Origin of the sequence: Streptomyces noursei (assembly GCF_001646665.1) — a bacterium.
Taxonomy (GTDB): domain Bacteria; phylum Actinomycetota; class Actinomycetes; order Streptomycetales; family Streptomycetaceae; genus Streptomyces; species Streptomyces lavendulocolor.
Window position 1 is genome coordinate 67,919 of the sequence record NZ_LWBU01000280.1, and the last position, 20,039, is coordinate 87,957.

Sequence of the window (20,039 nt, forward strand, 5' to 3'; positions counted from 1 at the left end):
GCGGGACGCGGGGCCGTTCTTCTTGGGGCCCGGCCCCCCTCCGGGGCGCCGAAGAGGGCACCGGCCCGCGGCCGGGGGTGATCCCGGGCACACGACGGCCCCGGGTGCGTCCACCCGGGGCCGTCGGGGTGACCGCGCGGTCACCGCGGGTGTCAGCCGAGGTCGCCCGCGGCGGTGCGCTCCGCCAGCTTCACCAGGGTGCGGACGGCCGAGCCGGTGCCGCCCTTCGGGGTGTAGCCGAACGGGCCGCCCTCGTTGAAGGCCGGGCCGGCGATGTCCAGGTGGGCCCAGGTGATGCCCTCGCCCACGAACTCCTTCAGGAACAGGCCGGCCACCAGGCCGCCGCCCATGCGCTCGCCCATGTTGGCGATGTCGGCGGTCGAGGAGTCCATGCCCTTGCGCAGGTCGGCCGGGAGCGGCATCGGCCAGGACTGCTCGCCGACCTCCTCCGCGATCTCGTGGATCGCGGTACGGAAGGCGTCGTCGTTCGCCATGATGCCGAAGGTGCGGTTGCCCAGCGCCAGCACCATGGCGCCGGTCAGCGTCGCCACGTCGACGATCGCGTCGGGGTTCTCCTCGGACGCCCGGGTCAGGGCGTCGGCCAGGACCAGGCGGCCCTCCGCGTCGGTGTTCAGCACCTCGACGGTCTTGCCGCTGTACATGCGCAGCACGTCGCCGGGGCGGACGGCCGAGCCGGACGGCATGTTCTCGGCGAGCGCCAGCCAGCCGGTGACGTTCACCGGCAGGCCGAGGCGGGCGGCCGTGACGACGGCGGCGAACACGGCGGCGGCGCCGCTCATGTCGCACTTCATCGTCTCGTTGTGACCGGCCGGCTTCAGCGAGATGCCGCCCGAGTCGTAGGTGATGCCCTTGCCGACCAGGGCGAGGGTCTTCTCCGCCTTCGGGTGCGTGTAGGCGAGCTTCACCAGGCGCGGAGCGTGCTCCGAGCCCTGGCCGACGCCGAGGATGCCGCCGTACCCGCCCTTGACGAGGGCCTTCTCGTCGAGGACCTGCACCTTGATGCCGTGCTCCTTGCCGGCCGCGGTCGCGATGGCGGCGAAGGACTCGGGGTACAGGTCGTTGGGCGGGGTGTTGATCAGGTCGCGGGCGCGGTTGATCTCCTCGGCCAGCGCGACGGCGCGCTCGGCCCCGGCCTTGTACGCCTTGTCGCGCGGCTTGGCGCCCAGCAGGGCCACCTCGCCCAGCGGGCCCTTGGCGTCCTTCGCCCCGCGGCCGTCCTTCGCGGACTGGTACGCGGTGAAGGCGTACGCGCCCAGCAGCGCGCCCTCCGCGACGGCCTCGGCGTCCTCGACCGCCTCGATCGGCAGGGCGAACGCGGCCTTCTTGACGCCGCTCAGCGCGCGGGCGGCCACGCCGGCGGCGCGGCGCAGCGCCTCGGCGTCGTACGTCTCGTCCTTCTCGGGGGCCGTGCCCAGTCCCACCGCGAGGACGACCGGGGCCTTCAGGCCGGACGGCGAGGGCACCTTGGTCACCTCACCCTCGGAGCCCGAGGCGCCGAGGGTCTCCAGGACGGTGGCGAGCTTTCCGTCGAACGCCTTGTCCACGGCCTCGGCGCCCGGTGCGACCACGAGCCCCTTGCCGCCCTTCGGGCTCCTGGCGACGCCGACGACGAGGACGTCGGCGCGCAGGGTCGCCGCGCCGGCGGTGCTGAGAGTGAGAGCAGTCACGGTGGTGAAATCTCGCTTCCATTGAGTTCTGAGGCGGTCGAGGGGTGGGACGACCGGGTCCTGCCGCATCGTAAGTGGAGCCCGGTGCACACCGTGAACGAGCCTACGCGTGCTGTCCCGTTTCGCTCACGGCAGCGCCAATTCACTCATCCGTGGCGTCTCCTCAACGTTTGCTGCGTCAACCGCTGAGAGCTGCGTCACACTCCCTGCAATCGTGCAAGGGAGCAACGTACCCCTTTGCATCATCTCCACAGATCCTCCGGGCGGCCGCCCGCCCACGGAGGACCCACGAGGGGGGAATTCACATGCACACGTCCGGACTCCGGCGCGCCAGAACGGCGGGAACCCTGCCGGCCGCGACCGTCCTGGCCACGGCCCTGCTGGCGACGGTCGTCCCCGCCGGTCCGGCCGCGGCGGCCGAACTCGCGCCGCGCGTCGACCTGACGGTACTCGTCGTGGACGACGGGGGCGGCGCGGTCGGGGCGATCACCTCCGAACTCAAGGGATCCGGCACCCCCTACCGCACCGTCCGCCTCACCGACCCCGCCCGCCCCGTCATCGACGCCGCGTTCCTCGCCGACACCGTCGACGGGCGCCCGCGCGCCAAGTACCAGGGCGTCGTCCTGCCCGACGAGGCGCCGCAGGGCCTGGCGGCGGCGGAGCGCGCCGCCCTCACCGCGTACGAGCAGAAGTACGCCGTGCCCCAGGTCGACGCCTACACGTGGGCCCACCCCGGCGTCGGCCTCGACTACACCAGCGAGGGCGGCCGCTCCGGCGTCCTCGACGGCGTCCGCACCGACGTCACCGCCGCCGGCCGGTCCGGCCCCTTCCGCTACCTCGACGGACCGCTCACCTTCGAGGACAACGCCCCCGACATCGCGGAGAGTTACGGCTACGCGGGCCGCCCCCGCGAGGGCTACACCAGCTACCTCGACATCCCCGTCGAGGGCGGCGGGCGCGCCAGCCTCGTCGGGCAGTACGCCCACGACGGCCGGCGCGAGCTGGTCGTCACCTTCGCCTACAACCAGCACCAGCGGCAGTTCCGCGCCCTGGCCCGCGGCATCGTGGAGTGGCTGACCGGCGGCGTCCACCTCGGACAGAACCGCAACTACCTCTCCGTCCACGTCGACGACGTCTTCGCCCCCGACGCCCGCTGGGACACCGAACGCAACTGCACGCCCGGCGACATCGACTGCGTCGGCGGGGGCGGCGACTCCACCCCGCCGATCCGGATGACCGCCGCCGACGCCCAGTACGCCGCCCAGTGGCAGCGCTCCGCCGGCTTCACCCTCGACATGGTGTACAACGCGGGCTCCGGCGAGGAGTGGAAGGCCGAGAACGGCGGCAGCGACCCGCTCACCGCCCAACTGGTCGCCGACCGCGCCCAGTACCGCTGGGTCAACCACACCTACACGCACCCCTTCCTCGGCTGCGTCCAGGACACCTCCACCGTCCCGTGGAGCTGCGCCAAGGACGCGTACGGCAACACCCGCTACATGAGCCGCGCCGAGATCGCCGCCCAGATCCGCAACAACCACACCTGGGCGGTGAACCGGGGCATCGCCGTGGACCGCGCCGAACTGGTCACCGGCGAGCACTCCGGCCTCAGGACCCTCCCGCAGCAGCCCGCCGACAACCCCAACCTCGCCGGCGCCCTCGCCGACACCGGCGTCAAGTGGATCGCCTCCGACAACTCCCGCGAACCCCAGCAGCGGCCCGTCGGAGCCGCCAGGACCGTCCCGCGCCACCCGATGAACGTGTACTACAACGTGGGCACCGCCGCCGAGATGGCCGACGAGTACAACTGGGTCTACGCCTCCCGCGAGGACGGCGGCAGCGGGGTCTGCGAGACCAACCCCGCCTCCACCTGCCTCGACGAGCCCCTCGACGTGAACACCGGCTACGCCTCGTACATCGTCCCGCAGGAGGCCCGTATCGCCCTCGGGCACGTCCTGGGCAACGACCCCCGCCCGCACTACGTCCACCAGTCCAACATGGCGGAGGAACGCCTCCTGTACCCGGTGCTGGACCGGATCCTCGCCGACTACCGCGGCCTGTTCGCCGACAACACCCCGATCGTCAACCCCCGCCACCGCGACGCCGGTACGGAACTGTCCCGCCGCGCCGCCTGGGACAAGGCCCTCGCCGAGGGCAGGGTCACCGCGTACCGCATCGGCAACACCGTCACCGTCAAGGCACCGGCCGGGGTGACCGCCCCCGTCACCGCGCCCGAGGGGACCAGGAAGAACCTGCTGCTCGGCACCGCGGCGTTCGGCACCGCCTACGCCGGCGCCCGCTCGGCGTGGACCGCGCCCGAGGCACTCCAGTCCGCGATCACCCTCACGCTGCCCACCACCTGACGCCCGACGCACGACCACGTTCACATCCGGGGGGACACCGATGCCGAGCAGCGGACGCCATGTCACCATGCTCACCGAAGGCACCTATCCGCACGTCCACGGGGGCGTCAGCACCTGGTGCGACCAGCTCGTCCGGGGCATGCCCGAGGTCGACTTCCACGTCCTGGCGCTGACCGGCAGCGGCCGCGAACCGGTCACCTGGGAACTTCCGCCCAACCTCTACCGGCACACCAGTTTCCCGCTGTGGGGCCCGGCCCAAGGGCGCGGCCGGCCCCTCATCGGGCGGGAACGGCGCCGCTTCACCGACACCTACGAGCGCTTCCTGCTGTCGGTGCTCGACCCGTCGGCGGGCTGCGACTTCGGCGAGAGCCTGTACGCCCTCGCGTCGCTCGCCCGGCGCGGCCGGCTCTCCTCGGCCCTGCGCTCCGAGTCCGTGCTGCGCTCCCTGATGTGGATATGGACGATGCCGCACCTGGAGACCGCGGCCGCCCGCCCCACCGTCCACGACGCCCTCACCGCCACCGACCTCCTCGAACACGCCCTGCGCCCGCTCGCCGCCCGCATCCCCGCCGACAGCGTCGCCCACGCCGTCTCCAGCGGGCTGGCCACGCTCCCCGCGCTCGCCGCCCAGCACTTCGACGGCGTACCGTTCCTCCTCACCGAACACGGCATCTACCTGCGGGAGCGCTACCTCGGCTACCGCAGCGCCGCCCAGCGGTGGCCGGTCAAGGCCCTGATGCTCGGCTTCTACCGGGAGCTCAACACCCTCGGCTACCGCAAGGCCGACCTCATCACCCCCTGCAACCAGTACAACCGGCGCTGGGAGGAGCGCGGCGGCGCCCCCGCCGACCGCATCCGCACCGTCTACAACGGCGTCGACCCGCACGCCTTCCCCCTCGCCGGACCCGAGCCGGACGTGCCCACCCTCAGCTGGTGCGGCCGCGTCGACCCCATCAAGGACCTGGAGACGCTCATCAGGGCGTACGCCATCGCCCGCGCCGAACTCCCGGAGCTGCGGCTGCGGTTGTTCGGCCCCGTCCCGGCCGGCAACGAGGACTACCGGACGAAGCTGGAGAAGCTCGCCGCCGAACTGGGCGTCACCGACGGCATCACCTACGAGGGCCGGGTCTCCGACGTGGCGAGCGCCTACGCGGCCGGCCACCTGGTGATGCTCTCCTCCATCAGCGAGGGGTTCCCCTTCTCCCTGATCGAGGCCATGTCCTGCGGGCGCGCCACCGTCTCCACCGACGTCGGCGGGGTGCGCGAGGCCGTCGGCGACACCGGGCTCGTGGTGCCGCCCCGCGAACCGGCGGTGATGGCCGAGGCCGTGCTGACCCTGCTGCGGGACGACGAACGGCGGGCCGAGCTCGGCCGGCGGGCCCGGCAGCGGGTGGTCGACCTGTTCACCCTGCGCCGCTCCGTCGACGGCTTCCGCCGCATCTACCGGGAACTGGCCGGACACCCCGAACCGGAGCAGCCGGCCGAGGACGTCCGCGACTGGACCCTGCAACTGCGGATCGCCGACCCCTGGCGCGCACGCGCCGCCGAGGACGACCTGCTCGGCGGGGACGGCCTGCACCCCGAGGACGGGTTCGTCACGGAGGAGGCGGCCTGATGAGCGGCTCCCTGTGGCTGAAGGCCGAGTCCGCCGGGCTCGACACCCTGCCCGCGGTACCCAGGCCCCGGCCCAGCTGGGCGGCCGCCGACCCCATCGACGAGCTGACCACCCGCCTGGAGGAGGTGATAGCGGCCGCCGTCCACCCCGACGAGATAGCCGCCGTCCTGGAGTCCGACGGCATGACGGACGACCACATAAGGCTCACCTACGGGCGGGAGAACTCCTTCGCCCTGGCCGAGGACCTCTACGCGCGCGTGGAGCGGCGCTACCCCGAACCGGACGGCCCGCCCGCCGACCCCTGGCACACCGGCCTCGGCGGGTGCCTGCTGCGCGGTCTCGTCTTCGCCCTGCCCGGCCTCGCCTACGTGCTGGGCGCCCCGCTGCTGGCCGGCCCGGCCGCCGCGCCCGGCCTCCCCGCCGGCACGGTGCCGCTGCTGGCCGGTGCGGTCACCGGCTGGGTGTGGAACCAGGCCCTGTCCCACCGCGCCTACTCGTGGCTCGGTCTCGGCGACCGGGCGGCGGCCGCGCGGACCCTCCTGCGCGGCGCCCCGGCCGGTGCCCTCGTCGGCGCCCTGGTCGCCTTCGCGGCCGCGGCGGCCGGACCGGGGGAGTGGGGCGGCGCCGTGTTCGCCGCGGGCCAGGCGGTGTACCTGGCCGCCGCGACCGTGCTGCTCGTCCTCGACCGGGAGAAGGCGCTGCTCGGGGCGCTGGCCCCGCTGATCGCCGGCACCCCCGCCGCCCACTGGCTCGGGCTGCCCGACCCGGCGCGGGCGGCCCTGCTCGGCACCTCGCTGGCCCTGGCGGTCGGCCTCGCGGCGCGCGAACTGCTGCCGTGGACCGCGCCGGCCGGGGAGCGGGCACCGGCCGGGGAGCGGGCACCGGCGGGGAGGGCCGCGCCCCGGCTCGCCGCGTCCGTCCCGTACGGGCTGTTCGGGCTCGGCACGGGCGGGCTCGTCCTGTACGCCGCGATCGGCGACGTCGTGGCCGAGGGCGCCGGCGCCTCCGTGGCCGGGCCGACCGCCGTGGCGCTCACCCTGTCCATGGGGCCCGCCGAGTGGCTCCTGCACCGGTTCCGCAGCGAGAGCCTCGCCGGACTGCGCGCCTCCACCAGCGCCCGCGCCTTCCGCCGGACCACGGCCGTCACACTGTCGCTGTGCCTCACCGTCTACCTGGCGGTGCTGCTGGCCCTCGCGGTGACCGGCACCCTGCTCTGGCCCGGCGCCCCGGACATCGGCGGCACCCGGCTCGCGTCGCTGCTCCTGATCGGTACGGTGCTGTGGGCGGCGCTGCTGCTCCAGTCCTTCGGCGCGGTGCTCACCGCGGCGGTGGTCTGCGGGGCGGCGGCAGCGGCGCAGACGGTGGCGCTGGCCACGGGGACGGGCGACCCGAGGCTGGTGGGCGCGGGCGTCGCCGGGTCGGCCGCCGCGGTGCTGGCCGTGGTCGGGGCCGTCCTGCTCGGGCGGGCGACCGCACACCGTACGTAGACGCGTACGGAGACGGAGACACACGAAGGAAACGCACGTGGACCTGCTGGTGCCCTACTACGAGCACCCCTCCGCCCGCCCCGCCGAGTGGGACGCGATCGTCGCCGCGGCGCCCCTGCTGTACGGGGTGGTCGTCAACCCGGCGAGCGGCGCGGGGACGGCACCCGACCCGGCGTTCGTGAGCGTCGCGGACCGGCTGCGCGCGGCGGGGGTGTGCGTCCTCGGCTACACCGACACCGACTACGGCCGCCGCCCGCACGCCGACGTCCTCACCGACCTGGTCCGCCACCGCGACTGGTACGGCGCCGACGGCGCGTTCCTCGACCAGGTCCCGACCGACCCCGGCGCCGTGCCGCACTACCGGCGCCTCGGGGTGGCCGCCCGCGCGGCGGGCGCGGCCACCCTGGTCCTCAACCACGGGGCCCAGCCCGACCCCTCGTACGCCGAACTGGCCGACCTGCTGGTCACGTTCGAGGGTTCGTGGGACACCTACCGCGAGCTGGACCTGCCGGTCGCCGATCACTTCTGCCACCTGGTGTACGCGGCCCCGGCGAGTGCACGCCTCGCGACCCGTGTGAAGTGCGCGGTCCCCGGCGGCGGGGCACATCCCTGGGGAACCCTCCCGTATCCCCTGGAGTGCCCGTGAACCGCCGCGTACCGCTCCTCCTGGCCGCACTGCTGCTCCTGCTGGCCGGCTGCACCGGCACCTCCGACGACGAGCCGGGCCCGCAGCGCGCCGGCCGTTGGCAGCCGGTCCCGGGCCAGCCCTGGCAGTGGCAGCTCAGCGGTCGGCTGGATCCGACGGTGGACGTGCCGGTGTACGACATCGACGGCTTCGACCACCCCGCGTCGACCGTCGACGACCTGCACCGGCGCGGCCGCAAGGTGATCTGCTACCTGTCCACCGGTGCCTGGGAGGACTGGCGGCCCGACGCGGGGAAGTTCCCCGCCGCCGTGCTCGGGCAGGGCAACGGCTGGGACGGCGAGCGGTGGCTCGACATCCGGCGCACCGACGTCCTCGGGCCGCTGATGGCCACCCGCCTCGACATGTGCCGGGACAAGGGCTTCGACGCGGTGGAACCCGACAACATGGACGGCTACGACAACCGGACCGGCTTCCCCCTCACCGCCGCCGACCAGCTCCGCTACAACCGCCTCATCGCCCGCCTCGCGCACGACAGGGGCCTCGCCGTGGGGCTCAAGAACGACCTGGACCAGATCCCGCAGCTGCTCGGCGACTTCGACTTCGCGGTCAACGAGCAGTGCGCGGAGTACGACGAGTGCCCCTCCCTCAGCCCGTTCGTCGACGCGGGCAAGGCCGTCTTCCACGTGGAGTACGAACTCGGCACGCGGGAGTTCTGCCCGCTGGCGAAGCGGCTGCGGCTGAGCTCGATGCTCAAGCGGTACGAGCTGGACGCCTGGCGCAAGCCCTGCTGACGGCGTCCCGGGGCGCACACCGCCCCGGGACGTGTCCGCTAGGCGGGCGAGACGTTCTCGGCCTGCGGGCCCTTGGGGCCCTGCGTCACCTCGAACTGGACCTTCTGCCCCTCCTGGAGCTCGCGGTACCCGGAGGCGTTGATGGCGGAGTAGTGGACGAACACGTCCGGGCCGCCGCCGTCCTGCTCGATGAAACCGAAACCCTTTTCCGGGTTGAACCACTTCACGGTGCCAGTAGCCATGCTGATCTATCTCCTTCTTTCCTGCTGCCGTCCGACTACCAGGGTCCGGCGCCCCCCAAACCCCGGCCCGCCCGAACGGGGGGCCGGGGGCCGGGACGACCAGCCACCGAAGGCCGGCCACCGAAGGTCAGCCGCCGAAGGTCAGCACGACGAGCGCCGCCGTGGCCGCCGTCTCCTCCACGGCACCGAACACGTCACCGGTCACCCCGCCGAACCGGCGCACGCAGCGGCGCAGCAGCCACTCCGCCGCCACCAGGGCCAGCACGCCCGCGGCGAGGTGGCGCAGCGCGCCGTACGGCCCGTCCAGCGCGCCGCCCGCCCCTGCCGCGGCCGCCAGGACCAGCAGCGCCGCCGCCGCGGCGGCGCCCGCCGGGACGGTGCCGGCCACGACCGCGCCCAGCCCCTCGGGGCGGGCCGCCGGGACGGTGGCGCGGGAGGCGAGGGTGAGCGCGAGGCGGGCGACCGCGCCGGTGACGGCGGCGCCCGCCATGCCGTACGCCCAGCCCTGCCCGGCGTACAGCTCGTACAGCGCGGCGACCTGGGCGAGCAGCACCAGGAGCAGGGTGATGACCCCGAACGGCCCGATGTCGGACTGCTTCATGATCCGCAGCGCGTCCTCGGCGGGCCGGCCGCTGCCCAGCCCGTCCGCCGTGTCCGCGAGCCCGTCCAGGTGCAGGCCCCGGGTCAGCACGGCGGGCACGGCGGCCGAGGCCACCGCGGCGAGCAGCGGGCCCGCGCCCAGCAGCAGGAGCAGCCCGCCGGCCGCGGCCGAGGCGAGGCCCACCACCAGGCCTGCGAGCGGCGCCCAGAGCATGCCGGCGCGGGCCGCCTCGCGGTCCCACCGGCCGACCCGTACGGGCAGCACGGTGAGGGTGCCGAAGGCGAAACGCAGGCCGTCGACGCTCGTACGGGCGTGGTTACGGGTGCGGGAAGTGGTCACCGCGCGCAGGGTAGTCGGTGGGAACGCCGAGAACTGGAGCGGGTGGCATGGGGCACTGGTTCTACCGCAACATCATCGAACCGGGGAAGCTCCCGCTGCTGGTCGCCCTCGGCTCCTTCGTGCTGACCTTCCTGATCACCCGCACCGTGACCCGGCTGATCCGGGCGGGCAAGGGCCCCTTCCGCAACGTCCGGCCCGGAGGGCTGCACATCCACCACGTGGTGCCCGGCGTCATCCTCACCCTGATCGGTGGTTTCGGCGGGGTGGCGGTGGGACGGCACGAGGCGGGGGCCATCACCTGCGCGGTGCTCCTGGGGATGGGGGCGGGGCTGGTCCTCGACGAGTTCGCGCTGATCCTGCACCTCGACGACGTGTACTGGACCGAGCAGGGGCGCCAGAGCGTGGAGGTCGTGGTGCTGACCACCGCGCTGCTCCTGCTGGTCCTCGGCGGCTTCTCGCCGTTCGGCGTCGACGAGCTGACCGCCGAGGAGCGCCAGGGCCGCAGGAGTTTCCTCCTCACCCTGGCGCTGAACTTCCTCTTCGTGCTCATCGCCCTGTTCAAGGGCAAGTTCCGGATGGCGATCCTGGGCCTGTTCCTGTCGCCCGTCGCGATCTTCGGGGCGCTGCGCCTGGCCCGCCCCGGCTCCCTGTGGGCCCGTCGCTTCTACCGGAACCGGCCCAAGGCGCGCGCCAAGGCGGGGCTGCGGGCCTTCCACCACGACCGCCGCTGGGACAACGCCAGGCGCCGCTTTCAGGACCTGATCGCAGGAGCGCCCGACCGTGTCCTGCCGCTGCGCCAGGCGCCGGACGACCGCACGCCGACAGGCAGTACGCCGGATGACCGCGCGCCGGACGAGGGCCCGCCCGGCGAGGACCCGCCCGCGCCGCCGCCGGTGGCACCGCCGGCCGGGGACCAGGCTTCCCGGGACACCGCGCCCGGCCGCCCCGACCCGTCCGCCGGCCACTCCACCCGGTCCGATCCATCCGCCGGCCCGTCCGCCCAGCCCGACCGATCCGCCCGGCCCCGGCCGTCCGATCCGTCCGATCCGTCCGATCCGTCAGACCCGCCCGACCGGCGCTGACGCCAGGACTCCACCGCGCACACCACCAGCACCGCCGCGATCGCCGCCAGGTGCTCCTTGCCCGCGAGGTTGCACTTGACCAGCACCTCGACCACCATCGCCACGATCACCAGGCCGCCCGTGACCCACGCCCGGTGGCGCCGGCACACGTACACCGCGAGCCCGACGACCGCGGCCGACGGCCCGGTGTCCACGACCAGCGCGTCGGAGGCCGGCAGGCCCAGCCCCAGCGGTGCGTCGGGTCCGAGCGCGAGGCCGATCCGCGCGTACATGGTCCCGGCCAGTGTCGCCGTGTAGGCGATCAGCAGCGTGCGCGGCCGGCCCAGGCACACCTCCGCGATGCCGAACACCAGCAGGATCTGCGCCAGCGCGCCCCACACCGGCAGGTCCAGCGCCGGGACGAACAGCGACAGCGGGGTGCGCAGCAGCGCCTCCCACAGCGGGTCCTCGGCCCGCACGGAGCCGATGTGCTGGACGGGCCCGTACCCCCAGGGCTGGTTCTGCACCACCTGGAAGACCGACGTCAGGCACACGGCACCGAGCGTCATGGCGACCGCCCGCCACTTCCGCGTGACCAGGGCGGTCCGCACCGCCGCGTACAGCGCACCCCACTCGCGGCGCGCGAACCGCCTCAACGTCGCCGGCCTTCCGGGCGCCGGTGCGTGCGTCCGGCCGGGCGGGGTGCCTTCCGGGACCCCGCCGCGCGGCCCGCGGACGGACCGGTGCGCGGCAGGTCGGATCTCTTCTCGAACGGCATGGATCGCGGCTCCCCGGGTCGGTCGGTACTCGGCGTCGGCGCGGCGTCCGGGGACCGGCCCCGAGCGTCGCGCCACGTTCCAAGACCGACCCGGCCCGGGGGAAGTTCAGTGCCGCCCGCGTGATCCGGATCTCTCCGGTGGTCCCGGTGGGTCAGTCCTCGTCCGCCGGCCGCTGCTCGGGCAGCGGCTTCTCCGGAAGCTCGGCCGCGAACGCCGCCGCGGCCTGGACCAGGGGGAGCGCCAGCAGCGCCCCGGTGCCCTCGCCCACGGTGACGCCGTGGTCGAGCAGCGGGTTGAGCGCCATCCGGTCCAGCGCCTTGGCCTGCGCCGGCTCACCGCTGACCTGGCCCGCCAGCCACCAGTCCGGCGCACGGAACGCGGCCCGCTGCGCCACCAGCGCGCACGCCGCCGACACCACGCCGTCCAGAATGACCGGCATCCGGCGCACCGCGCTCTGGAGCAGGAACCCGGTCGTCGCCGCCAGGTCGGCGCCGCCGACCGCCGCCAGCAGCTCCAGCTGGTCGCCCAGGACCGGCCGGGCCCGGCGCAGCGCGTCGCGGATCGCCGCGCACTTGCGCATCCAGGCCAGGTCGTCGATCCCCGCACCGCCCCGGCCGGTCACCACCGAGGCGTCGGTGCCGCACAGGGCGGCGATCAGCGTGGAGGCGGGCGTCGTGCCGCCCACGCTGAGGTCGCCGAGCACGACCAGGTCGGTGCCCGAGTCGGCCTCCTCGTCGGCGACCGCCATGCCGAGACGTACGGCCTGCTCCGCCTCCTCCGGGGTCAGGGCGTCCTCGACGTCGATCCGCCCGCTGCCGCGCCGCACCCGGTGGCGCACCACGTCGGCGGGCAGCAGCTCCGGGTCGCAGTCCACCCCGGCGTCGACGACCCGCACCGGGACGCCCGTGCGCCGGGCCAGCACGGCCACCGGGCTCGACCCGTCCAGCACGCCCCGCACCAGCTCGTACGTGCCGCCGGCGGGCCGTCCCGACACGTCCAGCCCCGCCACCCCGTGGTCACCGGCGAACAGCACCACCCGCGGCCGCTCGACCGGCCGCACCGGCACGGCACCCTGGGCGGCCGACAGCCACTCGCCCAACTCGTCGAGGCGCCCGAGCGCGCCGGGCGGCACGGTGAGGCGCTCCCGGCGTTCCTCGGCGTCACGCCGCGTACCGCTGTCGGGGCGCTCGATCAGATCGGAGAAGTCGTCGAGATTCAGCCTGCTCATTCGCTGAACAGTACCGGTCACCCACGCAGGCCGAGGGCCTGCCCGGCGACCACCAGGAGGACGTGCTCGCACTCGTCGGCGAACGCCGCGTTCAGCCGTCCCAGCTCGTCCCGGAACCGTCTGCTCCCCGCGTCCCCGGGCACGATCCCCGCCCCCACCTCATTGGTCACCGCGACGACCGTACGGGAGGTGGCGCGCACCGCAGCGACCAGCTCGGCCACCCGCTCGCGCAGCTCCCGCTCCCCGCTCCGCGCCCAGGTGTCGTCGTCCCAGGCGCCCACCCGGTCCATCGCGTCGGTCAGCCACAGCGACAGGCAGTCGATCAGCAGCGGCGGCCCGTCCTCCCGCAGCAGCGGGGCGACCTCGCACGTCTCCTCCGTGCGCCACGAACCGGGCCGCCGGTCGCGGTGGGCGGTGACCCGGGCGGCCCACTCGGTGTCCCCGTCGCGCGAGCCGCCCGTGGCGACGTACACCACGTCCGGGAACGCCTCCAGGCGCCGCTCGGCCTCCAGGGACTTGCCCGACCGCGCCCCGCCGGTCACCAGCGTGCGCCGGGGCACGTCGGGCACCTCGTGGTACTCGCCCACGACCAGCGTCGTCCCGTCCGGCACGGCCCGCGCCCCGGCGGCGGCCAGCCGCCGGTCCAGCTCGCGCGGCGAGGGCACGTCGTGGTCCAGGTGCACCGCGACCAGGTCGGTCGCCGGCCCCACGCCGCCGGAGGCCCGCAGCCGGGCCGCCCCGTCCGGCCGGGCGATCACGTCGGCGACCACCATGTCGTACGGCCGCCCCGCCTCGCCGACCCCGGCGGGCGCGCCGCCCGGCGGCAGGTACAGCAGGCGCAGTCCCTCCGGCGACGTCACCTCGTACCCGGTGCCGGGCGAGTCCATCGGCACCGCCCGCACCCGGTGCCCGCTGATCAGCGTGAGCTCCCGCCCGTCCGGTACGCGCCCCGCCGACGGCAGCCCGGGGGGAAGCTCCAGGGCCGGCCCGTCGTGCGGGTGGGTGAGCAGCACCTGCCGTACGCCGGTGAGTGAGCGCCCCGCCCGCGCGGCGGCCAGCGCGGCGCCGGGCGTCAGGTCGAGCAGCAGCGCCCCGTCCACGAGCAGCGCCGTGGCGGCGCGCGCCGCGCTCCCTCGGGCGGTGGCACAGGCGGCGCAGGGGCAGTCGGGGCGGGGCAGGCCCTCGGGGGCGCCGGTTCCGAGCAGAGTCACTTCCACGGGACGATCCTCCCGCGTCCCCGCGCGGGGTGCGCGCCCGGCTACGCTGCGGGCAGGAAACCGATCATCTGGAGGTCCACATGGCATGGACGTGGCGGTTCGAGCGGTCCGACGGCACGGAGGTCCAGCCGGCGGTCGAGCCGGAGGAGTTCACCACCCAGGGCGACGCGGAGTCGTGGGTCGGCGAGAACTGGAAGGACCTCAAGGACGGCGGCGCCGACCAGGTGGTCCTCTTCGAGGACGACACGAAGATCTACGGTCCGATGAGCCTCCACGCGGAGGACGCGGCGCAGGGCTGAGCCCCCGGGCGGGGCCGGCACCCACCGCCGGCCCCGCCGCCCGGAACACCCGTCGCCGGAGCGCCTCAACGGGGTCGCCGGGAACGCCGCCGCCGCGGCGGGCCGAGCGGACCGCAGGCCCGGAGCGCCGCGCGTCCGGCCGCCCGCAGGGCCGCGCCCGCCCGCCGGGCCGCGCCCGGCGCCGGCGCCGGACCCGTCCCGTTCCGCCCGCCGGACCCGTCCCGTTGCGCCGTCCCCTCAGATCTCGCCCAGGGTGACCCGGGCCTTCGCCGACCGGCCGCCGCGGGTGTACGTCACCGTCACCTCGTCGCCCGGCTTCGCCGACGCCAGGGCCTCCAGCAGGGAGGTCATCGTGGTGATCACCTCGTCGTCCACCCTCGTGATGACGTCTCCCGGCCGGAGGCCCGCGTCCGCCGCCGCGCCGCCCGGTGACACCTCGACGATCGCGACGCCGCCCGGCTGGTAGTCGTCCGTCAGGACCGTACGGCCGGTGATGTTCAGGGCCGCCCGGCCGGAGTCGGTGACGCGGCCCGTACGGACGATCTGGTCGGCGACCGTCCGCACCATCGAGGCGGGGATCGCGAAGCCGATGCCCGGCGCCGCGCTGCCGCCCAGCTCCGGGTCGGCCGCCGCGAGCGTCGGGATGCCGATGACCTCGCTGTCCAGGTTCACCAGCGCGCCCCCGCTGTTGCCCGGGTTGATCGCCGCCGACGTCTGGACCATGTTGCCGATCGTCGCGCCCGTCCCGCCGCCCGACCGGCTCTCGCTGACGGTCCGCCCGGTCGCCGAGACGATGCCCTGGGTGACGCTCCCGGACAGGCCGAGGGGCGAGCCCATGGCCAGCACGATCTGCCCCACCTCCACCTTCGACGAGTCGCCGAACGTGGCAGGCTTCAGGCCCTCGGGGCGGCGGTCCAGCTTGATGACGGCGAGGTCCTGCTCCGGGTAGCTGGAGACCAGCTTGGCGGACAGGGTCTGCCCGCCCGTCGCCACCGTGACCCGGAAGGTCCGCTCCCGGCCCACGACATGGGCGTTGGTCACGATGTGGCCCTGCTCGTCGTAGACGACCCCCGAGCCGAGACCCGCCCGCGCCTCGATCTGCACCACGGAGGGGAGGACGTCCCTGATCGCGTTGCGGTAGTCGTCCTCCAGCTCGGCCGCCCGGGCGGCCCGCGGAGCCGCCGCGCGGGCCGTCGTCCCCCGGGGCTCCGCCGCCGCCGCGCCGAGCGGCGGCGGGCCGGCCGAGCAGCCGCCCACCAGAGCGGACGCGCAGACCGCGGAGGCCAGGGGAGCGAGCACACGAAGGGCATCCATGTCCGGAGTATCCCTTTCGTCAACCCGGTGTGCCGCCCCCTGCGCACCCGATCAGGGGGTCACCCCCCGGCGGCCGTGAGGAACTGCGTCGCCGCCAGCTCCCCGTACAGCGGGTCGCCGGCGACCAGCTCCGCATGGGTGCCCACCGCCCGTACCCGCCCCGCGTCCATCACCACGATCCGGTCCGCGAGCGTCACGGTCGACAGCCGGTGCGCCACCACCAGGACCGTCACCTCCCGCGCGACCTCCGCCACCACGTCCCGCAGCGCCAGCTCGTTCACGGCGTCCAGCTGCGAGGTCGCCTCGTCGAGCAGCAGCAGCCGCGGCCTGCGCAGCAGCGCCCGGGCGACGGCCACCCGCTGCCGCTCACCGCCCGACAACTGGGACCCGCGGTGCCCGACCGGGGTCTCCAGGCCCTCCGGCAGCCGGTCCACCAGCGCGTCCAGCCGGGCCCGCACCAGCACCTCGCGGATCTCCTCCTCCGTGGCGTCCGGCGCGGCGAAGCAGAGGTTCTCGCGCAGCGTCCCGGCGAGCACCGGGGCGTCCTGCTCGACGTAGCCGATCGCTCCGCGCAGCTCGGCCAGCGGCCAGTCCCGCACGTCCCTGCCGTCGACCAGGATCCGGCCCCCGGTCGCCTCGTAGAACCGCTCCACCAGCCCGAACACCGTCGTCTTGCCCGCGCCGGACGGCCCCACGAACGCCGTCATCCCGGGGCCCGGCACTTCGAAGGAGACGCCGTGGTGGACGTACGGAAGGTCGTCCCGGTAGCGGAAGACGACGTCCTCGAACACCACGGACGCGGGCGGCCCGCCCCGGGGCGCCGCGGGCCCGCCGGGGCTCTCTGCGGCCAGCCGCTCGGCCTCCTCGATACGGGCCACGGCCGCCGAACCGACCTGGTACTCGGTCGCCGCCGACACCAGCTTGGAGATCGGTTCCGTCAGGTAGAAGAGGTACAGCAGGAAGGCGACCAGGTCCGCCACCGAGATGGCGCCCGACGCCACCCGCGCCCCGCCGATGCCCAGCACCGCGAGGAACGACACCTGCACGGCCAGCCCCACCGAGGAGCCCGACACCGACTGCCACTTGGCCGACCGCAGCCCCTGGCGCCACGCCTCCACGGCGGCGGCCTCCACGACCGCCGCCTCGCGCTCCTCCGCGCCCGACGCCTTCACCGTGCGGAAGGCGCCGAACACCCGCTCCAGCCGGGTCGAGATCTCGGCGACCGCCTCCTGCGAGCGCCGGGTGGCGCGGGAGATCTGCGGCATCACCAGCGCCATGGCCCCGCCGATCAGCACGATCACACCGAGCGTGACGCCGAGCAGGACCACGTCCATCACGGCCATCATCACGAGCGTCGCCAGGAACGCGAGACCGCCCGTCACCGCCGAGACGATCGAGTCGGTCGTCACCGCCCGCAGCAGCGTGGTGTCCGAGGTGATCCGCGACATCAGGTCGCCCGGCTGCGTCCGCTCCACCTCCGGCAGGCGCAGCCGCAGCAGCCGGCCGATCAGGGTGCGCCGGGCGGCGAGGACGACGGACTCGGCGGTGCGTTCCAGCACGTACGCCCCGACCGACTCGATCGCGGTCCCGAGCACCACCAGCGCGGTGAGCACCAGCAGGATCCGGCCGATCGGCTCGTCCTGCCCGAGGCGCTCCACCAGCGCCCTGGCCGCGAGGGGCTGGAGTATGCCGGTGGCCGCGCCGATCAGCGCCAGCAGCGTGCCGAACCCGACGGTCCACCGGTGCGGCCGGAAGTGCCGGTACAGGGCCCGCCAGGTCTCACGGGCGGGCAGCCGGGGCGTGCGGTCCGTCTCCGTCTTCGAAAAGCTCGCGTCGCTCACGTCGGAGCAGGACGCGAAAAGCCCCTGTTCACCTGAGCCGCCGCCCGGCGGGCGTCAGCCCCGTACCCCGCACAGGTGCAGCAGCGCCGCCACCCTCCGGTACGGCTCGGTGCGGCCGGCCCGGTCCTCCGCAGCCAGCAGCCGTTCCAGCTCGTCGGCCGGGGGCAGCTCCTCCCCGTTCGGTACGAGGTCGGTGAAGACCCGCACCCCGTACCAGGCCTGCAGCGGCGCCGCGATGCCGGCGAGCGTCGCGGTCAGGTCCTCCAGCCGGTCCGCCCGCACCGGCAGCCCGAGACTGGATGGGGGTGCCCCCTGCTCGAGCGAAGCCGAGAGCTTGGGGGAATAGGCGTCCGACTCGAACGCCGCCAGCGCCCCCGGCCAGTCCCCGGCCAGCCCCGGCCGCATGGCCAGCGCGTCCCCGTTGCGCACGAGCAGCGACAGCAGACCGCCCGGCGCGAGCATCCGGGCGAGCCCCGCCAGCATCGCGTCCGGCTCCTCGACGTACATCAGCACGCCGTGGCACAGCACCACGTCGAAGCTGCCCGGCAGGAAGTGGACACCGGTCTCCCGGCCGTCCCCCTCGATCAGCCGGAACCGCTCCCGGATGCCGGCCGGCTCGGAGGCGAGCGCCTCATGGGCGGTCCGCAGCATCTCGGGGTCGGACTCCAGGCCCGTGAGGCTGTGTCCGGCCCGGGCCAGGCGCAGTGCCTGTGTGCCCTGGCCCATGCCCACGTCGAGTATCCGCAGCCGCTGCCCCACCGGGTAGCGGGCGGCTATCTGCTCGTCCAGCTGGCGTGCGACGAGCTCCTGGCGGACCACGTTGCGCAGTCCGCCGAGCCCGTCCAGCCAGTCACCCGATGCGCCTCCGAAACCGGAGACCAGGGTGCTCAGGGCCGCTCACCGCGCTTGACCTGCGGCTTGGGCAGCCGCAGCCGGCGCAGCTGGAGCGTACGCATCAGGCCGTACGCCACGGCGCCGCGCTTGGGCTCGTCCGGGAAGCGCGTGCTGAGCTGCTTCTTCAGCCGGAGCCAGATGCCGACCGAGTCGACGACGATGAGGGCGATCACCGCGAGCCACAGCAGCAGCGCGATGTTCTTCAGCTGCGTGTTGGGCAGGCTGGACAGGATCAGGATCACGACCGCCAGCGGCAGGAAGAACTCGGCGACGCAGAAGCGCGAGTCCACGTAGTCGCGGACGAAACGGCGCACCGGTCCCTTGTCACGGGCCGGCAGGTACCGCTCGTCGCCACTGGCGAGAGCCTGGCGCTGCCTGGCCAGGTCCGCGCGGCGGGCCTCGCGCTGGCGGCGCATGGCCTCCTTGCGGTCGGTCGGCACGGTCTGGGCACGGCGACGCTGGGTCTGGGCCTCACTCCGCTTCGGGGTCGGGCGGCCCTTGGGGGCCTGCGGGTCGCGGGGCTGCTTGGAGAGGTCCGCCGTCACCTGGTCGGTGGGGGCCTTCTCATCCTTCGAACGGCTACGGAACACAAAGCCCAAGGGTACGGGGTGCGTCGCGGGTACCCCACCCCCGCGGGGAACGATCCGGCAACGGCCCGCGTCCCTCCCGTAGGGATCCCTACTCCTTGCGCCTGATCACCACCCCGAACAGTCGTCCTTGGGGAGGAGCGCATCCGCGTCCGAACAGTGCGGTAATGGATGTGGGGCCCGTACTGTGGGTTCTGTTGGGTGCTGGAGCCGAAGTCCGTCAGAAGGGGGCGCGCGAAGCCCATGAGCGGTGTCATGAAGCGTATGGGGATGATCTTCCGCGCGAAGGCAAACAAGGCCCTTGACCGGGCCGAGGATCCGCGCGAGACCCTCGATTACTCGTACCAGAAGCAGCTGGAGCTGCTCCAGAAGGTCCGCCGCGGCGTCGCCGACGTGGCGACCTCGCGCAAGCGCCTGGAGCTCCAGCTCAACCAGCTCCAGAGCCAGTCCACCAAGCTGGAGGACCAGGGCCGCAAGGCGCTCGCCCTGGGCCGCGAGGACCTGGCGCGCGAGGCGCTCTCCCGCCGGGCCGCGCTCCAGCAGCAGGTCTCGGACCTGGAGACGCAGCACCAGACCCTCCAGGGCGAGGAGGAGAAGCTGACGCTCGCCGCGCAGCGCCTGCAGGCCAAGGTCGACGCCTTCCGCACCAAGAAGGAGACGATCAAGGCCACGTACACCGCCGCCCAGGCGCAGACGCGGATCGCCGAGTCGTTCTCCGGCATCTCGGAGGAGATGAGCGACGTCGGCGTCGCCATCCAGCGCGCCGAGGACAAGACCGCGCAGCTCCAGGCGAGGGCCGGCGCGATCGACGAGCTGCTGGCGTCCGGGGCGCTCGATGACCAGTCGGGCCTGCAGAAGGACGACATCCAGGCCGAGCTGGACCGCCTGTCGGGCGGTACGGACGTCGAGCTGGAGCTCCAGCGGATGAAGGCCGAGCTGGCCGGCGGGACCACGTCGCAGCAGGCCCTGGAGGGCGGCGCGGGCACCACGCAGGACCAGTCGCAGTCGCAGTCGCAGACCAGGTTCGACAAGAGCTGACAAGAGCCAGAG

16 protein-coding genes and 2 pseudogenes are annotated in these 20,039 nt (G+C 74.3%); 8 read left to right on the forward strand and 10 right to left on the reverse strand.

Features of this window, described 5'->3' with window-relative positions; genetic code table 11:
- Positions 1 to 152 precede the first annotated feature (152 nt).
- Complete coding sequence (locus A4V12_RS21475; RefSeq protein WP_064071036.1) at positions 153 to 1,688, reverse strand: leucyl aminopeptidase; 1,536 nt, start codon at positions 1,686 to 1,688, stop codon at positions 153 to 155.
- Between the two features lie 305 nt (positions 1,689 to 1,993).
- Between A4V12_RS21475 and A4V12_RS21480 the strand changes: the two genes are divergently transcribed.
- The 5 genes from A4V12_RS21480 to A4V12_RS21500 are packed head-to-tail and all read left to right on the forward strand — an operon-like array spanning position 1,994 to position 8,587.
- Entirely contained in the window at positions 1,994 to 4,048 is a 2,055-nt protein-coding gene (locus A4V12_RS21480) for a hypothetical protein (protein ID WP_064071037.1), read from the forward strand.
- Positions 4,049 to 4,088: 40 nt separating this feature from the next.
- Positions 4,089 to 5,663, forward strand: a complete 1,575-nt coding sequence (pelF, locus tag A4V12_RS21485) for a GT4 family glycosyltransferase PelF (RefSeq protein ID WP_079137230.1) — start codon at positions 4,089 to 4,091, stop codon at positions 5,661 to 5,663.
- On the forward strand, positions 5,663 to 7,150 hold the full coding sequence (locus A4V12_RS21490; protein ID WP_064071038.1) for a hypothetical protein: 1,488 nt from the start codon (positions 5,663 to 5,665) through the stop codon (positions 7,148 to 7,150). Before pelF ends, A4V12_RS21490 begins: the two co-directional genes overlap by 1 nt.
- 37 nt (positions 7,151 to 7,187) lie before the next feature.
- Positions 7,188 to 7,796, forward strand: coding sequence for a spherulation-specific family 4 protein (locus A4V12_RS21495; RefSeq protein ID WP_064071039.1), 609 nt, complete (start codon positions 7,188 to 7,190; stop codon positions 7,794 to 7,796).
- Positions 7,793 to 8,587, forward strand: coding sequence for an endo alpha-1,4 polygalactosaminidase (locus tag A4V12_RS21500; RefSeq protein ID WP_064071040.1), 795 nt, complete (start codon positions 7,793 to 7,795; stop codon positions 8,585 to 8,587). The genes A4V12_RS21495 and A4V12_RS21500 overlap by 4 nt, the downstream gene beginning before the upstream one ends.
- Before the next feature lie 38 nt (positions 8,588 to 8,625).
- Here the strand turns inward: A4V12_RS21500 and A4V12_RS21505 are convergent, their stop codons facing one another.
- Both A4V12_RS21505 and A4V12_RS21510 read right to left on the reverse strand, forming a co-directional pair.
- The gene (locus A4V12_RS21505; protein WP_064071041.1) at positions 8,626 to 8,829 is read right to left on the reverse strand and encodes a cold-shock protein; all 204 of its coding nucleotides are present in this window, start codon (positions 8,827 to 8,829) and stop codon (positions 8,626 to 8,628) included.
- A gap of 127 nt (positions 8,830 to 8,956) precedes the next feature.
- Positions 8,957 to 9,778 carry an adenosylcobinamide-GDP ribazoletransferase gene (locus A4V12_RS21510; protein WP_079137231.1) on the reverse strand — a complete coding sequence of 274 codons (822 nt, stop codon included), beginning with the start codon at positions 9,776 to 9,778 and terminating at the stop codon, positions 8,957 to 8,959.
- 38 nt (positions 9,779 to 9,816) lie between these two features.
- On the opposite strand from A4V12_RS21510, the pseudogene A4V12_RS21515 reads away from it, so the two are divergent.
- Positions 9,817 to 10,575 (forward strand): annotated as a pseudogene (locus A4V12_RS21515) (hypothetical protein); the annotation flags it as partial.
- Positions 10,576 to 10,790: 215 nt separating this feature from the next.
- On the opposite strand, the pseudogene A4V12_RS38990 reads toward A4V12_RS21515, so the two are convergent.
- The 3 genes and pseudogenes from A4V12_RS38990 to A4V12_RS21530 form a co-directional block, all read right to left on the reverse strand.
- A pseudogene (locus A4V12_RS38990) lies at positions 10,791 to 11,486 on the reverse strand (hypothetical protein); the annotation flags it as partial.
- A gap of 274 nt (positions 11,487 to 11,760) precedes the next feature.
- Positions 11,761 to 12,837 (reverse strand): nicotinate-nucleotide--dimethylbenzimidazole phosphoribosyltransferase, encoded by a 1,077-nt coding sequence (gene cobT, locus A4V12_RS21525; RefSeq protein ID WP_064071043.1) that lies wholly within the window; start codon positions 12,835 to 12,837, stop codon positions 11,761 to 11,763.
- A gap of 17 nt (positions 12,838 to 12,854) precedes the next feature.
- Complete coding sequence (locus A4V12_RS21530) at positions 12,855 to 14,054, reverse strand: bifunctional adenosylcobinamide kinase/adenosylcobinamide-phosphate guanylyltransferase (protein WP_064071044.1); 1,200 nt, start codon at positions 14,052 to 14,054, stop codon at positions 12,855 to 12,857.
- 80 nt (positions 14,055 to 14,134) lie between these two features.
- Here A4V12_RS21530 and A4V12_RS21535 point away from each other — a divergent pair, with 80 nt between their 5' ends.
- Positions 14,135 to 14,353 (forward strand): hypothetical protein, encoded by a 219-nt coding sequence (locus A4V12_RS21535; protein WP_064071045.1) that lies wholly within the window; start codon positions 14,135 to 14,137, stop codon positions 14,351 to 14,353.
- A gap of 237 nt (positions 14,354 to 14,590) precedes the next feature.
- Here A4V12_RS21535 and A4V12_RS21540 read toward each other — a convergent pair whose 3' ends face one another.
- The 4 genes from A4V12_RS21540 to A4V12_RS21555 all read right to left on the reverse strand — a co-directional run bounded on the left by A4V12_RS21540 (position 14,591) and on the right by A4V12_RS21555 (position 18,992).
- Positions 14,591 to 15,667, reverse strand: coding sequence for a S1C family serine protease (locus A4V12_RS21540; protein ID WP_064071046.1), 1,077 nt, complete (start codon positions 15,665 to 15,667; stop codon positions 14,591 to 14,593).
- 59 nt (positions 15,668 to 15,726) lie between these two features.
- Positions 15,727 to 17,508: an ABC transporter ATP-binding protein gene (locus tag A4V12_RS21545; RefSeq protein WP_064071047.1), complete on the reverse strand. Its 1,782-nt coding sequence runs from the start codon at positions 17,506 to 17,508 to the stop codon at positions 15,727 to 15,729.
- A 54-nt stretch (positions 17,509 to 17,562) separates the two neighbouring features.
- Positions 17,563 to 18,327 (reverse strand): methyltransferase domain-containing protein, encoded by a 765-nt coding sequence (locus A4V12_RS21550; RefSeq protein WP_234372278.1) that lies wholly within the window; start codon positions 18,325 to 18,327, stop codon positions 17,563 to 17,565.
- A 68-nt stretch (positions 18,328 to 18,395) separates the two neighbouring features.
- The gene (locus tag A4V12_RS21555; protein WP_079137233.1) at positions 18,396 to 18,992 is read right to left on the reverse strand and encodes a DUF3043 domain-containing protein; all 597 of its coding nucleotides are present in this window, start codon (positions 18,990 to 18,992) and stop codon (positions 18,396 to 18,398) included.
- A gap of 240 nt (positions 18,993 to 19,232) precedes the next feature.
- Here A4V12_RS21555 and A4V12_RS21560 point away from each other — a divergent pair, with 240 nt between their 5' ends.
- A complete protein-coding gene (locus tag A4V12_RS21560; protein ID WP_079137234.1) occupies positions 19,233 to 20,027 on the forward strand; it encodes a PspA/IM30 family protein in 795 nt (264 codons plus the stop codon).
- Positions 20,028 to 20,039 lie beyond the last annotated feature (12 nt).

Coding starts and splice junctions, on each gene's coding strand:
- A4V12_RS21480 (WP_064071037.1), top strand. CDS start 1,994: ATGCACACGTCCGGACTCCGGCGCGCCAGAACGGCGGGAACCCTGCCG.
- pelF (WP_079137230.1), top strand. CDS start 4,089: ATGCCGAGCAGCGGACGCCATGTCACCATGCTCACCGAAGGCACCTAT.
- A4V12_RS21490 (WP_064071038.1), top strand. CDS start 5,663: ATGAGCGGCTCCCTGTGGCTGAAGGCCGAGTCCGCCGGGCTCGACACC.
- A4V12_RS21505 (WP_064071041.1), bottom strand. CDS start 8,829: ATGGCTACTGGCACCGTGAAGTGGTTCAACCCGGAAAAGGGTTTCGGT.
- cobT (WP_064071043.1), bottom strand. CDS start 12,837: ATGAGCAGGCTGAATCTCGACGACTTCTCCGATCTGATCGAGCGCCCC.
- A4V12_RS21535 (WP_064071045.1), top strand. CDS start 14,135: ATGGCATGGACGTGGCGGTTCGAGCGGTCCGACGGCACGGAGGTCCAG.
- A4V12_RS21540 (WP_064071046.1), bottom strand. CDS start 15,667: ATGGATGCCCTTCGTGTGCTCGCTCCCCTGGCCTCCGCGGTCTGCGCG.
- A4V12_RS21560 (WP_079137234.1), top strand. CDS start 19,233: ATGAGCGGTGTCATGAAGCGTATGGGGATGATCTTCCGCGCGAAGGCA.